The sequence below is a fragment of the Pseudonocardia sp. NPDC049154 genome (assembly GCF_040648315.1).
Lineage (GTDB): Bacteria > Actinomycetota > Actinomycetes > Mycobacteriales > Pseudonocardiaceae > Pseudonocardia.
In genome coordinates this window covers 47,285-60,830 of the sequence record NZ_JBEZDN010000015.1, presented here as the reverse complement: position 1 = coordinate 60,830, position 13,546 = coordinate 47,285, and the positions used below count along the sequence as shown (strand labels likewise).

The following is a 13,546-nucleotide window of genomic DNA, read 5'->3' as shown; positions in this document are numbered from 1 at the left end:
CCCCCGACGACGTGGTCGGGGGGCCGTCGGCGTGCTCAGCGGGTCACGCGGCTGCCCGGGACCTCGTCGACGTCGAGGTGGTGCAGGAGGTTGGTGACGAACCGGTCCCCGGTGCGCTGCAGCGTGACGTTCATCAGCCCGACGACGGCGGGGGAGGCGAGCCGGGAGAGCGGCAGCTCGACGTGCAGGGTCAGCCGGATCGCCAGGTGCGTGCCGCCGTCGACGTCCCGGAGGCGGTACCAGCCCTCGGCGCCCGTGAACTCGTGGGTGTCCCGGGGCGGTTCGTGGGTGAAGTCGATCCGGGACTCCTCGGACCCGTCGGTGAACCGCATCCGCTCGGTGAAGGTCGGCTGGATCCCGACGCCGAGGACGGCCAGGCGCATCATGCTCCACCGCCAGCGCTCGCCGTCGGTCTCGATGCTGGTCAGCAGGGGGGTGAGCCGGGGGAGCAGGTCCGGGTCGGTGAGGACGGCCCAGATGCCGGGGCGCTCGGCCGCGACGACGGCCTCCGACTCGGTGGTCGTGGTGAAGCGGTTCACGGCGTCGAGGTTCCCGTTCCGGCTCGCGGCTGCACATCACCCCGGCCGGACGGCACGGCCCGGCCGGGCTCGTCCGGCGCCGCGGCGCGCAGCGTCCGCAGGATCCGGGCGAGGTCCGTGCGGTCCCGCTCGTCCAGCCCGGCGAAGAGGCTCTCGGACTCGGCCTGCCGCGCCGCCCGGACCTCGTGGGCCAGCGTGACGCCCTTCGCGGTCAGCGCGACGAGCGTGGCCCGCCGGTCCCCGGGGTCGGGCGTACGTTCGGCGAGGCCGCGTTCCTGCAGGTCGTCGACCACCTCGGTGGCCGAGCGCGGGGCGATCCGCAGGTGCTCGGCGAGGGTCGACAGGCGCATCCGGCCGTGCCGGGCCAGCGTGGCGACGGCCCGGAACTGCGAGGGCGTGACGTCCCAGGGCGCCAGCGCCTCCTTGTTGCGGCCGCGGAGCATGCGCGCGACGGCCCAGAAGGCCTCCGCCAGTGTCTCCTCCCCCTCGCGCACGGGAATACCGTACCAGCGGTTCGTGTTGCTCCCTCACGTTGAGGTAACCTCAGCAAAACGTCGAGAGGGGACACGTACTTGGATCCGCAGACACAGAACGCCCAGGGCCGCCCGGACCGTCCGGAGCGCCCGGGCCTACGCGCCCCGTCGGCCGCCGAGAAGCAGCAGGCCCGCGAGGTCTCGCTGCGCCGGATCGGCCGGCTCTTCACCCCGTACCGCGGGCCGCTCGCGCTGGTCGTGGCGATCATCGTCGCCTCGTCCGTGGTGGGCATGGCCTCGCCCTTCCTGCTCCGCGAGGTGCTCGACGTCGCGCTGCCGAACCGCGACGTCCCCCTCCTGGCCTGGCTGGTCGGCGGCATGGTCGCCGTCGCCGCCGTGACCGCTGCCTTCGGCGTGGTCCAGACCTGGATCTCGACGCGGGTCGGCCAGCAGGTCATGCACCGGCTGCGCACGGACGTCTTCGCGCACCTGCAGCGCCAGTCGCTCGGCTTCTTCACCCGCACCCGCACCGGCGAGGTGCAGTCCCGCATCACCAACGACATCGGCGGTATGCAGTCCGTGGTCACCTCCACGGCCACGTCGATCGCCTCGAACCTCACCACGACCGTCGCCACCCTGGTCGCGATGGTCGCCCTGTCCTGGCAGCTCACGCTGATCTCGCTGGTCGTGCTGCCGCCCGCGATCCTGCTGTCCCGCCGCGTCGCCCGGATGCGCCGCACCATCACCGCGAGCCAGCAGCGCGAGCTCGCCGACCTCAACGTGACGATCGAGGAGGGTCTCTCGATCTCCGGCATCCAGCTGAGCAAGACCCTCGGCGCCGGCCCGGCCCTGGTCGACCGCTTCACCGCCTCCTCGGAGCGGCTGGTCGACCTCGAGCTGCGCAGCCAGCTGGCCGGCCGCTGGCGGATGGCCACGATGAGCATCATCTTCGCCGCGATCCCCGCGGTGATCTACCTGTCCGCCGGCCTGCCGATCACCGCCGGCGCGATGACCGTCGGCACGCTGATCGCCTTCACGAGCCTGCAGGGCAGCCTGTTCCGGCCGCTCACGGGCCTGCTCGACGTCGGCGTCTCGCTGGTCAGCTCGCTGGCCCTGTTCGCCCGGATCTTCGAGTACCTGGACCTGCCGGTCGAGGTCGACGAGCCGGCCGAGCCCGTCGCCGTCGACCCCGCGCGGGTGCGCGGGCACGTCCGGTTCGAGGACGTGACCTTCGCCTACCCGGGCAGCGGCACCGCGGCCCTCGCGGGCGTGAACCTCGACGTGCCCGCCGGCACCACCCTCGCCCTGGTGGGGGAGACCGGCTCCGGCAAGTCGACCCTGGCCTCGCTGGTCCCGCGGCTGCGCGACCCCGACGGCGGGCGCATCACGATCGACGGCGTCGACGTCCGGGACCTGCGCCTGGCCGACCTCGCCCGGATCGTCGGCGTGGTGAGCCAGGAGACCTATCTGCTGCACGCCACCGTGCGGGAGAACCTGCGGCACGCCAGGCCCGACGCCACCGACGCCGAGATCGAGGCCGCCGCCCGGGCCGCCCAGGTCCACGACCTCATCGCGAGCCTGCCCGAGGGCTACGACACGGTCGTCGGCTCCCGCGGGTACCGGTTCTCCGGCGGCGAGAAGCAGCGGATCGCGATCGCCCGCACGCTGCTGCGCGACCCGAGGGTGCTGGTCCTCGACGAGGCCACCAGCGCCCTCGACACCGAGACCGAGCGGGCGGTGCAGCGCGCCTTCACCGAGCTGGCGAAGGGCCGGACCACCATCACGATCGCGCACCGGCTCTCCACCGTCCGGGACGCCGACGAGATCGCCGTGCTGGACCACGGCCGCGTCGTCGAGCGGGGGACGCACGACACGCTGGTGGCCGACCGCGGTCGCTACGCCACCCTCGCCGCATGAGGGGCGGCGTGACCGGTCAGACGAAGCCGGCCACCTCGTGCGGCCGGTACGGCTCCTCGAGGAACGCGACCTCCTCCGCCGACAAGGTGACGTCGACGGCGGAGAGCGCGTCCTCGAGGTGCTGCCGCTTCGTCGCCCCGACGATCGGCGCGGTCACCGTGGGCTTGCTCAGCAGCCACGCCAGCCCGATCTGCGCCGGCAGCAGCCCCCGGCGCTCCGCGAGCTCCAGGACCCGGTCCACGATCTCGCGGTCCTCGTCCCGGTAGAGGCTCCGGCCGAACTCGTCCGTCTCGGTGCGGGCCGTCGTCGCGTCCCAGGGCCGGGTCAGCCGCCCGCGGGCCAGCGGGCTCCACGGGATCACGCCGACGCCCTGGTCGGCGCACAGCGGCAGCATCTCCCGTTCCTCCTCGCGGTAGAGGAGGTTGTAGTGGTTCTGCATGGTCGCGAACGGCGTCCAGCCGTGCCGCTCGGCGGTGTGCTGGGCCTTCGCGAACTGCCAGGCCCACATCGACGACGCCCCGACGTGCAGCGCCTTGCCCGCCTTCACGACGTCGTGCAGCGCCTCCATCGTGACCTCGATCGGCGTGTGCGGGTCCCACCGGTGGATCTGGTAGAGGTCCACGTGGTCCACGCCGAGCCGGCGCAGGCTGGCGTCGAGCTCGCTCAGGATCGCCTTACGCGACAGGCCCTGGCCGTTCGGTCCGGGCCGCATCCGGCCGTTGACCTTGGTGGCCAGCACGATCTCGTCCCGGTGCCCGTACTCGGCCAGGACCTTCCCGAGGATCTCCTCGCTGCCGCCCGCGGAGTAGACGTTGGCGGTGTCGACGAAGTTCACCCCGGCCTCGAACGCGCGCAGGATGATCGGGCGCGCGTCGTCCTCGCCGAGCGTCCAGTCGTGCCGCCCGCGCCCGGGCTCGCCGAAGCTCATCGCCCCCAGACAGATGCGCGAGACGTCCAGGCCGGTCGATCCCAGCTTCACGTACTGCATACGTCCTCCTCCCGGCTGTCTCCCTCAGGCCTTCCCGATCTCGGCCTTTGACAGTCGTCCCGGCGCGACCTATCTTTGTTGAGAGTTCAGTTGAACGTTGAACGAATGGAGTGGAAGATGTCCGTGCACCCCTACGAGACGCACCTCGCCCGGGTCGCGCGGGCCGGCGGGCACGCCGCGTGGACGCCGGCCGACGGGCCGCTGCCCGCCCTCTACCTGAGCCACGGCGCCCCGCCGCTGTTCGAGGACCCGGCCTGGATGGAGGAGCTGTTCACCTGGGCGCGCTCGATGCCACGGCCGAAGGCCGTGCTCATCGTGTCGGCGCACTGGGAGGAGGCGCCGCTCGCGATCTCCAGCAGCGCCGCGCACGTCACCCCGGTCTACGACTTCGGCGGCTTCGACCCGATGTACTACCGGATGCGCTACGACACCCCGGAGGCGAGCACGCTGGCCCGCCGGGTCCTCGGTGCGCTGAGCAGCGAGAACGTCCACGAGACCGGCCGTGGGCTCGACCACGGGGCCTGGGTGCCGCTCAAGGTCATGTACCCCGAGGCGGACATCCCGGTGCTGCAGCTGAGCCTGCCCACCGCCGACCCGACGACGCTGCTGGGTCTCGGCGGGAAGCTGCGGGCGCTGCGCGAGGAGGGCGTGCTGGTGATCGGCTCCGGTTTCACCACGCACGGGCTGCCCTTCCTGACCCGCGAGGCGATCACCGGCGGCGCCGCGCCCGGCTGGTCGCGACAGTTCGACGCGTGGGCGGCCGAGGCCCTGCGCCGCGGCGACGTCGACGAGCTGGCCGCCTATCGGGCCAAGGCCCCCGGCATGCCCTACGCACACCCGACCGTCGAGCACTTCACCCCGCTCTTCGTGACCCTCGGCGCCTCCGCCGACCCCGAGGCACCGCGCGAGGCGACGATCGACGGGTTCTGGTGGGGCCTGTCCAAGCGCTCCTTCGCCGCCGCCTGATCACGACAGGTGCTGCCGGAAGAACGCGTCGATGCGCCGCCACGCGTCGGCGGCGCTCTCCGGCTCGGGCCCCATCCCCGTGACCCGCAGCAGCGGGCGCAGGGCGCGGGGCCCGTTCTGCCGTTCGTTGAGGAACGAATGGTTGGCGGCCGGGTACTCGGCGACGTCGTGCGGCACGCCGGCCCGGGTCAGCGCCGCCTCCAGCTTCCCGGCGGCGCCCTTGAGCGAGACGTCCTTCGCCCCGTAGCTGGCGACGATCGGGCAGGCCCCGGCGACCGCGGCGTCGAGGTCCTTGGGCAGCTGCCCGTAGTTGACCGACGACGCGTCGAACCCCCGCGAGGCCGTGAGCAGCGCGAACCCGCCGCCCATGCAGAAGCCGATCACGCCGACCCTGCCCGTGCAGTCGTCCCGGGCGGCCAGCTCGGCCCGGGCGGCCTCGATGTCGGCGAACGCGCGGCCCTGACCGGAGAACAGGGCGCGGAAGGTCGAGACCAGGCACTTGCGGGCGCCGCCCGCGCTGAACAGGTCCGGCGCCAGGGTCAGGTAGCCCCGGGCGGCGAGCCGGTCGGCGTGCCGGCGCATCTCGTCGTCGAGCCCGAAGGCCTCGTGCACCACGACCACGCCCGGCCACGGCCCCTCGCCCTCGGGCGCGGCCAGGTACCCACGGAGGATGGGGGAGCCGCCGGTCGCGGCGGCCCGCGCGGTGAGGTCGATGTCGGTCACGAGGACGCACGGTAGCGCGCCGGTCCGATCAGGACAGCCGCTCCACCTCGACCGTGATCTCCCCGGAGTTGTTGCCGTAGCAGCCCAGGGCGTCGTTCGGGTACGCGTACAGGTACCCCTCGGCCGGGACCTCGGCCGTCGTGCCCGTCCCGATCGCGATCACCGTGTCGCCGGCGTCCGGGCTCGGGGCGTTCGCGACCGACCCGACCAGGCAGAGCCACGGCAGGTCGTCGTGCCGGCGGGTCAAGGCGAGCTCCGCGCGGTCGTTGCCGAGCACCCGGCGCAGGACCCGCTCCAGCCCGGAGAACACCCCGCCCAGCGCTCCGGAACGCCCCGGGCCGCCCGCCGGCCCGCACGACCGCCCGGCGCTCGTCCAGCGGCCCTCCGCGGTGAAGCGGTACTCGCCCTTCTCCAGCCACAGTCCGGTCGCGGTCCACGCGCGGTCCGCGTGGACGGTGAGCCGGGCCGACTGCCCGGCGGCGAGGGTCGTCGTGCTGCGGTAGCCCTGCGCGGCCTGCCGCTGCAGCGCCACGTCCGACACGGCGGGCTCGGGCCGGGCCGCGTCGACCCGCGGCACGGTCCGCGGGCGGGGTTGGAAGGCGATCTCCAGCGCCGCGCCGACCAGCCCGTCCGCCATCGTGTGCGACGGCCCCGTGGCCGACGGGGCGAACCCGGTCACAGCCCCCAGGTCGAAGGTCAGGTGCGCGGCCTCGGCCGCCATCCAGGCCAGCGTGGTGTCGCTGAGCCCCTTCTCGCGGTACCCGCCGCCGACGTCCCCGTGGTCGCCCGGGAACCAGACCTGCTTCACGTCCTGCTCCGGGGCGGGCGGGTCCCACAGCGTGGGGCGGAACGGGCCGCGCAGCTCGTCGAGCGAGACCGCGTGCCGGGCGACGGGGATCCGGCGGTCCAGCGTGACGTCGAGGAACGTGTAGTGCTCGCGGGAGTGCACCAGGTCGGGGATCCCCACGTAGACCGGGATGCCGAGCGCGCCGACGGTGTCCCAGACGCCCACGAACTCGATCGGCGACGTCGGCTCGTCCGGCTCGTAGGCGAGGACCAGCCCCGTACTCCAGCCCGGGTCGTCCGGGTGGTCCCGCAGGTCCCGGTAGCGGCGGTAGGCGCGCCGGACGGCGTCGTCGCGGGCGGCGGGGTCGAGCCCGGTGCCGTCGACGATGCCGACCCGGCCGACCATCCCGCTCAGGCTGCGCGCGGTGTAGGCGCCGCGGCTGAAGCCGAACAGGGAGATCCGGTCGCCGGGCCGGTAGGTGTCGACCAGGAACCGGTACCCGTCGGTGATCGACCGGTCGAGGCCCGCGCCGGTCAGCCCGGCCCGCAGGTTGCCGACCGGGTCACACGACGCCGTGCCGACGCCGGGCACGTACTTCGCCGGAGGCGAGCCCGGCTCGGCCCGGTGCGCCCGGTGCAGCCGGGCCACGTTGCTGTCCGCCGCGACGTTCTGCCAGGTGCCGTCGCAGCACACCACGAGCCGACGCATCCGACCTCCTGCCCTCCAGAGGGGAGCCTCGAGGGTCCCGCCCGCCCGGCGGCCCGGCCAGTGCGACAACTACGTAGTCCGGAATCCGTCGTCCGGAAATCCGGTCGGCCCGCTGCGCCGGACGGACTACTGTTGCACGGCGCGACGATCGTCTGCCGGAACCGTCGGACCCCGCGGCTATCGTCGGCCTCCCACCACACGTCCGCCCGCGGCGGGCCACTCACGACAGGGGTGTGTCGACGCATGTTGCTGCGCCTGCTGCGGCGGTACCTGCAACCCTTCCGCAGGCCGCTCGCCCTCGTCGTCGTCCTGCAGCTGATCGGGACGATGGCGGCGCTCTACCTGCCCAGCCTCAACGCGGACATCATCGACCGCGGGATCGCCCGCGGCGACACGGGCTACATCCTCGGCACCGGCGGCTGGATGCTGGTGGTCTCGCTGATCCAGGTCGTCTGCTCGATCGCCGCGGTCTGGTTCGGCTCCCACACGGCGATGGGCTTCGGGCGGGACGTGCGCGCGGCCGTCTTCCACCGCGTCGGCGGGTTCTCGGTGCGCGAGGTGAACCGCTTCGGGGCGCCGTCGCTGATCACGCGCAGCACGAACGACGTGCAGCAGGTGCAGATGCTGGTGCTGGTGAGCTGCACCATGCTCGTGTCGGCGCCGATCATGTGCGTCGGCGGCGTGGTCATGGCGCTGCAGGAGGACGCCGGGCTGTCGTGGCTGGTCGCGGTCTCGGTGCCCGTGCTCGCGCTGAGCATCGGCGCGGTCGTGGTGCGGATGGTGCCGAAGTTCCGGCTGCTGCAGGAGCGGATCGACGCCGTCAACCGCGTGCTCCGCGAGCAGATCACCGGCATCCGGGTGGTGCGGGCCTTCGTCCGGGAGCCACACGAGCGGGCCCGGTTCGGCGTGACCAACCGCGAGGTCACGGACGTCGCCACGGCCGCCGGCCGCCTGCAGGCGCTGATCTTCCCGATCGTGATGCTGGTGCTCAACGCCTCGAGCGTGGCCGTGCTCTGGTTCGGGGCCATCCGGATCGACGCGGGGGAGATGCAGATCGGCGCCCTCACGGCGTTCCTGGCCTACCTGCTGCAGATCCTCATGGCCGTCATGATGGCCACGTTCATGGCGATCATGGTGCCGCGCGCCGCCGTCTGCGCCGAGCGGATCACCGAGGTGCTCGACACGGAGTCGTCCGTCGCGCCGCCGCCGGCGCCGGTCGTCCCGGAGGCCGTCGAGGGCGTGCTCGAGTTCCGCGCGGCCACGTTCCGCTACCCCGGGGCGGCCGAGCCGGTGCTGCGCGGGATCGACCTGGTCGCGCGGCCGGGGGAGACCACGGCGGTCATCGGTAGCACGGGCGCGGGCAAGACCACGCTGCTCTCGCTGGTCCCGCGGCTGTTCGACGTCACCGGGGGCGCGGTGCTGGTCGACGGGGTCGACGTGCGCGACCTCGACCCGGAGGAGCTGTGGCGGCGGATCGGGCTGGTGCCGCAGAAGCCCTACCTGTTCTCCGGCACGGTCGCGAGCAACCTGCGCTACGGCGACCCGGCGGCCACGGACGAGCAGCTGTGGGAGGCGCTGCGGATCGCGCAGGCCGAGGACTTCGTGCGCGCCATGCCGGAGGGCCTCGGGTCGCCGATCTCCCAGGGCGGCACGAACGTCTCCGGCGGCCAGCGGCAGCGGCTCGCCATCGCCCGGGCCCTGGTCAAGCGGCCGCCGATCTACCTGTTCGACGACTCGTTCTCCGCCCTCGACCTCGCCACGGACGCCCGGCTGCGGGCCGCGCTGGCCCCGGTCACGGCTGCGGCGACCGTGGTGGTCGTGGCCCAGCGGGTGTCCACGGTGTCGGCGGCGGACCGGATCGTCGTGCTCGACGACGGCGTGGTCGTCGGCGTCGGCCGGCACGACGAGCTGCTGGTGGACTGCCCCACCTACGCCGAGATCGTCGAGTCCCAGCTCGGCGTCGAGGAGGCCGCGTGACCACCACCGCCCCCGGTGGCCGCCCCCGGCAGGACGCGGACACCGTCTCCGCCGCGCGCGGCATGGCCGCCCAGCGCCGCGGCGGCGGGCCGCCCTGGGCCGGCATCGGACAGCCCGCCGAGAAGGCCGCGACGTTCGGGCCGTCGGCGAAGCGGCTGATCGGCCGGCTCGCACCGGAACGGCTGGGCGTGCTGCTCGTCGTCGCGCTGGGCGTGATCAGCGTGACGCTCAACGTCGTCGGGCCGCGGATCCTCGGGCACGCCACGGACGTGATCTTCGCCGGCGTGATCGGCGCGCAGCTGCCCGCCGGGCTCACCAGGGCCGAGGCTGCGGAGCAGGCGCGCCTGGCGGGCAACGACACCGTCGCCACGCTGATCGAGAGCCAGGGTGTGGTGCCGGGGCAGGGGATCGACTTCGGCGCGCTCGGCCTGGTGCTGCTCGGCGTGCTCGCGATCTACCTGGCGGCGGCGGTGTTCTCCTACGCGCAGGGCTACCTGCTCAACGGGATCGTGCAGCGCACGGTGTTCCAGCTGCGCCGCGAGGTCGAGGACAAGATCCACCGGCTGCCGCTGCGGTACTTCGACGGCCGGCAGCGCGGCGAGGTGCTCAGCCGGGTCACCAACGACATCGACAACGTGCAGCAGTCGCTGCAGCAGACGTTGAGCCAGCTGCTGACCTCGCTGCTCACGATCGTCGGCGTGCTCGCCATGATGCTCGTGATCTCGCCGCTGCTCGCCCTGATCGCGCTGATCACCGTGCCGGTGTCGATCTGGCTCACCCGGGCCATCGGGCGGCGCTCGCAGGCGCAGTTCGTGGCGCAGTGGCGCAACACCGGGATCCTCAACGGGCACATCGAGGAGGCCTTCACCGGGCACGAGCTGGTGCGGGTGTTCGGCCGGCGGGCGGAGGTCGAGGCCCAGTTCGAGGAGAAGAACGCGAACCTCTTCGGCGCCAGCTTCCGGGCGCAGTTCATCTCCGGGATCATCATGCCGTCGATGATGTTCGTCGGGAACCTGAACTACGTGCTCGTGGCCGTGATCGGCGGGCTGCGGGTGGCCTCGGGCTCGCTCACGCTGGGCGACGTCCAGGCGTTCGTCCAGTACTCCCGCCAGTTCACCCAGCCGCTCACCCAGGCCGCGTCGATGGCCAACCTGCTGCAGTCCGGGGTGGCGTCGGCCGAGCGGGTGTTCGAGCTGCTCGACGCCGAGGAGCAGACCCCGGACCCGGCCGTGCCCGAGGTGCGCACCGAGCGGCGCGGCCGGGTCGCCTTCGAGCACGTCTCGTTCCGCTACGAGCCCGAACGCCCGCTGATCACGGACCTCTCGCTGGTCGCCGAGCCGGGCCAGACCGTCGCGATCGTCGGGCCCACCGGCGCGGGCAAGACCACGCTGGTGAACCTGGTGCTGCGGTTCTACGAGCTCGACGCCGGCCGGATCACGCTCGACGGCGTGGACACCGCCCGCATGGCCCGCGCCGACCTGCGCTCCGGCATCGGCATGGTCCTGCAGGACACGTGGCTCTTCCACGGCACGATCCGGGACAACATCGCCTACGGCCGCCCGGGCGCCACGCAGGAGGAGATCCTCACCGCGGCCCGCGCCACCTACGTCGACCGGTTCGTCCGGAGCCTGCCCGCGGGCTACGACACGGTGATCGACGAGGAGGGCACCGGCGTCAGCGCGGGGGAGAAGCAGCTGATCACGATCGCCCGGGCGTTCCTCGCCGATCCCTCGCTGCTGATCCTCGACGAGGCCACCAGCTCCGTCGACACCCGCACCGAGCTGCTGGTGCAGCGGGCCATGGCGGCGCTGCGGGCCGAGCGCACCAGCTTCGTGATCGCCCACCGGCTCTCCACGATCCGGGACGCGGACCTGATCCTGGTCATGGAGGAGGGCTCGATCGTCGAGCAGGGCACGCACGAGGAGCTGCTCGCCGCGGGCGGCGCCTACCACCGGCTCTACCAGGCCCAGTTCGCCGGCGCGACCGACCACGAGTGAGCGGGACCTGAGGGCTGTTCGATCATGCTCCGGCAGCCCTGAGGTCCCGTTCGGTCAGCGCGGGCCGCGCAGCCCGCCGATGCCCAGGCCCGCGTGCACGGCCGGCGGATCGGCGGGCGCGGCCGCGGCCGGTTCCGCGGGCTCCGGGAGGGGCGGCGGGTCGTCGAGGAGATCGGCGGTGGGCACGAAGAACAGCCCGCCGGTCACGGCCCGGGACACCTCGAGGATGCGGTCGGAGTGCCCGGGCGAGTCGCCCACGACCATCCGGGTGAGCATCAGCTCGGTCACGCGGGGATCGGCGGCGTAGCCGGCGAAGTAGGTGCCGTACTCGCCGGCGGCGATCGAGCCGAAGGGCATGTTGTCCCGAAGGATCTCGCGCTCCGTGCCGTCCGGCTCCTCGATCGTCGTGAGGGCGACGTGCGAGTCGGTGGGCTTGGTGGCGTCGTCGAGCTCGACGTCGTCGAGCATGCGGCGGCCGATGGCGAGCTCGCGCTCCTCCACGGTCATCGCGCTCCAGGCGTCGAGGTCGTGCAGGTACTTCTGGACCATCAGGTACGAGCCGCCGGCGAAGTCGGGGTCCTCGTCGCCGACGAGCACGGCGTCGGACGCGGCCCGGCCCGTGGGGTTCTCGGTGCCGTCGACGAAGCCGAGCAGGTCGCGGCGGTCGAAGTAGCGGAAGCCCTGCACCTCGTCGACCACGCGCGCGGCCGGCCCGAACGCTGCGACGATCCGCCGGGCCAGCTCGAAGCAGGGGTAGGTGCGGCGGGCCCGGATGTGCAGGAACAGGTCGCCGGGGGTGGCCGGCGCATGGTGCCGCTCCCCGGTGAGCTCGCGGAAGGGGTGCAGGTGCGCGGGGCGGGGGCCGGCGAAGAGCCGGTCCCACGCGTCGGACCCGATGCCCAGCACGCAGGTGAGGCCCTCCTCGGGCATCCGGAACCCGACGGACCGGATCATCCCGCCGACGTCGGGCAGCAGGTCGTGCACCGCGGCCTCGCCGCCCGGCTCGATCACGAGCGTGAGGAACACGGCGCTCTCGGTCAGCGGGGCGAGAACCGCCTGGGGTTCGGGCACGGGCACCTCCGGTCGGGGGACGCCGCCATGATCGCGGGTCGGGGCCGCGCGGTCGAGGGCGGTCCGGACCCAGCGGGTGCGGACCGTCGGGGGCGGGGGCAGGGTGGACGGTCTCACACCGGCACGACCTGGCTGGGCCGCGGCACCGGCTTCTATATTCTGCAGAATCCGAGAGGCGCGACGAGGGGTCCGAGCATGAGCACGTTGAGCACCGAGGAGCGGGCCGTCGTCGAGACGGTGCGGGACTGGGTCGACCGCGAGGTGAAGCCCGTCGTCCGGGACCTCGAGCACCGCAACGAGTACCCCGAGAAGCTCATCGAGCAGATGAAGGAGCTCGGGATCTACGGGCTGGCGATCCCGGAGCCGTGGGGTGAGGCGCCGGTGTCGATGCCCTGCTATGCGCTGGTCACCGCCGAGTTGGCGCGGGGCTGGATGTCGCTGGCGGGGGCGATGGGTGGGCACACGGTCGTGGCCAAGCTGCTGCTGGCGTTCGGGACGCAGGAGCAGAAGGACCGTTACCTGCCGCGGATGGCCACCGGGGAGCTGCGCGCGACGATGGCGCTGACCGAGCCGGGCGGCGGCTCGGACCTGCAGGCCATGTCGACCAACGCCCGCCTGGAGGGCGACTCCTATGTGGTCAACGGGTCGAAGACGTGGATCTCCAACGCGCGCCGGTCGGGGCTGATCGCGCTGTTGTGCAAGACCGACCCGAAGGCCGAGCCCCAGCACCGGGGGATCTCGGTGCTGTTGGTCGAGCACGGGCCCGGGCTGACGGTGTCGAAGGACCTGCCCAAGCTGGGGTACAAGGGCGTCGAGGCCTGCGAACTGGTCTTCGACGACATGCGGGTGCCGGCGTCGGCGGTGCTCGGCGGGGTGCCGGGCAAGGGGTTCGCGCAGATGATGAAGGGGCTGGAGACCGGGCGGATCCAGGTGGCCTCGCGGGCGTTGGGGGTGGGGCGGGCGGCGTTCGAGGATGCGCTGCGTTATGCCCAGGAGCGGGAGTCGTTCGGCAGGCCGATCTGGCAGCACCAGTCGATCGGGAACTACCTGGCCGAGATGGCTACGAAGCTGACCGCGGCGCGGCAGCTGATCCTGTTCGCGGCGGAGAAGTTCGACGCCGGGGAGCGCTGTGACATGGAGGCGGGGATGGCGAAGCTGTTCACCTCCGAGATCGCCATGGAGGTGGCGTTGAACGCGGTGCGGATCCACGGCGGGTACGGCTACTCCACCGAGTTCGACGTGGAGCGCTACTTCCGGGACGCCCCGCTGATGATCGTGGGTGAGGGCACCAACGAGATCCAGCGCAACGTGATCGCCGCCCAGCTCGTCAAGCGCGGCGGGCTCGACTGAATGTCGACGAGCGGCGCTCTCGCTCACGAGGTATGAGCGAGAGCGCCGTT

Annotated in this window: 11 protein-coding genes; 5 read left to right on the top strand and 6 right to left on the bottom strand. The window is 72.9% G+C overall.

Translation table 11 applies throughout. The features are described 5' to 3' along the window. Positions 1 to 35: 35 nt before the first annotated feature. Together AB0B41_RS11075 and AB0B41_RS11070 are read right to left on the bottom strand one after the other, a co-directional pair. Positions 36 to 539, bottom strand: a complete 504-nt coding sequence (locus AB0B41_RS11075) for an SRPBCC family protein (RefSeq protein WP_358201536.1) — start codon at positions 537 to 539, stop codon at positions 36 to 38. Further along, positions 536 to 1,033 carry a MarR family transcriptional regulator gene (locus tag AB0B41_RS11070; protein ID WP_358201534.1) on the bottom strand — a complete coding sequence of 166 codons (498 nt, stop codon included), beginning with the start codon at positions 1,031 to 1,033 and terminating at the stop codon, positions 536 to 538. Before AB0B41_RS11070 ends, AB0B41_RS11075 begins: the two co-directional genes overlap by 4 nt. A 78-nt stretch (positions 1,034 to 1,111) precedes the next feature. On the opposite strand from AB0B41_RS11070, the gene AB0B41_RS11065 reads away from it, so the two are divergent. Then, the gene (locus AB0B41_RS11065; RefSeq protein ID WP_358201531.1) at positions 1,112 to 2,929 is read left to right on the top strand and encodes an ABC transporter ATP-binding protein; all 1,818 of its coding nucleotides are present in this window, start codon (positions 1,112 to 1,114) and stop codon (positions 2,927 to 2,929) included. A 16-nt stretch (positions 2,930 to 2,945) separates the two neighbouring features. On the opposite strand, the gene AB0B41_RS11060 is transcribed toward AB0B41_RS11065, so the two are convergent. Continuing rightward, positions 2,946 to 3,917 (bottom strand): aldo/keto reductase, encoded by a 972-nt coding sequence (locus AB0B41_RS11060; RefSeq protein ID WP_358201529.1) that lies wholly within the window; start codon positions 3,915 to 3,917, stop codon positions 2,946 to 2,948. Positions 3,918 to 4,034: 117 nt separating this feature from the next. Between AB0B41_RS11060 and AB0B41_RS11055 the strand changes: the two genes are divergently transcribed. Further along, on the top strand, positions 4,035 to 4,883 hold the full coding sequence (locus tag AB0B41_RS11055; protein WP_358201527.1) for a class III extradiol ring-cleavage dioxygenase: 849 nt from the start codon (positions 4,035 to 4,037) through the stop codon (positions 4,881 to 4,883). Here AB0B41_RS11055 and AB0B41_RS11050 read toward each other — a convergent pair whose 3' ends face one another. Beyond that, positions 4,884 to 5,606 carry a dienelactone hydrolase family protein gene (locus AB0B41_RS11050; protein ID WP_358201525.1) on the bottom strand — a complete coding sequence of 241 codons (723 nt, stop codon included), beginning with the start codon at positions 5,604 to 5,606 and terminating at the stop codon, positions 4,884 to 4,886. It lies immediately after the preceding gene. 28 nt (positions 5,607 to 5,634) lie between these two features. After that, on the bottom strand, positions 5,635 to 7,101 hold the full coding sequence (locus tag AB0B41_RS11045) for a DUF2235 domain-containing protein (RefSeq protein ID WP_358201523.1): 1,467 nt from the start codon (positions 7,099 to 7,101) through the stop codon (positions 5,635 to 5,637). Positions 7,102 to 7,344: 243 nt separating this feature from the next. On the opposite strand from AB0B41_RS11045, the gene AB0B41_RS11040 reads away from it, so the two are divergent. Further along, on the top strand, positions 7,345 to 9,078 hold the full coding sequence (locus tag AB0B41_RS11040; protein ID WP_358201520.1) for an ABC transporter ATP-binding protein: 1,734 nt from the start codon (positions 7,345 to 7,347) through the stop codon (positions 9,076 to 9,078). Positions 9,079 to 9,140: 62 nt separating this feature from the next. Next, a complete protein-coding gene (locus AB0B41_RS11035; RefSeq protein ID WP_358201605.1) occupies positions 9,141 to 11,075 on the top strand; it encodes an ABC transporter ATP-binding protein in 1,935 nt (644 codons plus the stop codon). Positions 11,076 to 11,129: 54 nt separating this feature from the next. Here AB0B41_RS11035 and AB0B41_RS11030 read toward each other — a convergent pair whose 3' ends face one another. Further along, entirely contained in the window at positions 11,130 to 12,146 is a 1,017-nt protein-coding gene (locus AB0B41_RS11030; RefSeq protein ID WP_358201518.1) for a Dyp-type peroxidase, read from the bottom strand. 195 nt (positions 12,147 to 12,341) lie between these two features. Between AB0B41_RS11030 and AB0B41_RS11025 the strand changes: the two genes are divergently transcribed. Further along, the gene (locus tag AB0B41_RS11025) at positions 12,342 to 13,496 is read left to right on the top strand and encodes an acyl-CoA dehydrogenase family protein (RefSeq protein WP_358201516.1); all 1,155 of its coding nucleotides are present in this window, start codon (positions 12,342 to 12,344) and stop codon (positions 13,494 to 13,496) included. Positions 13,497 to 13,546 lie beyond the last annotated feature (50 nt).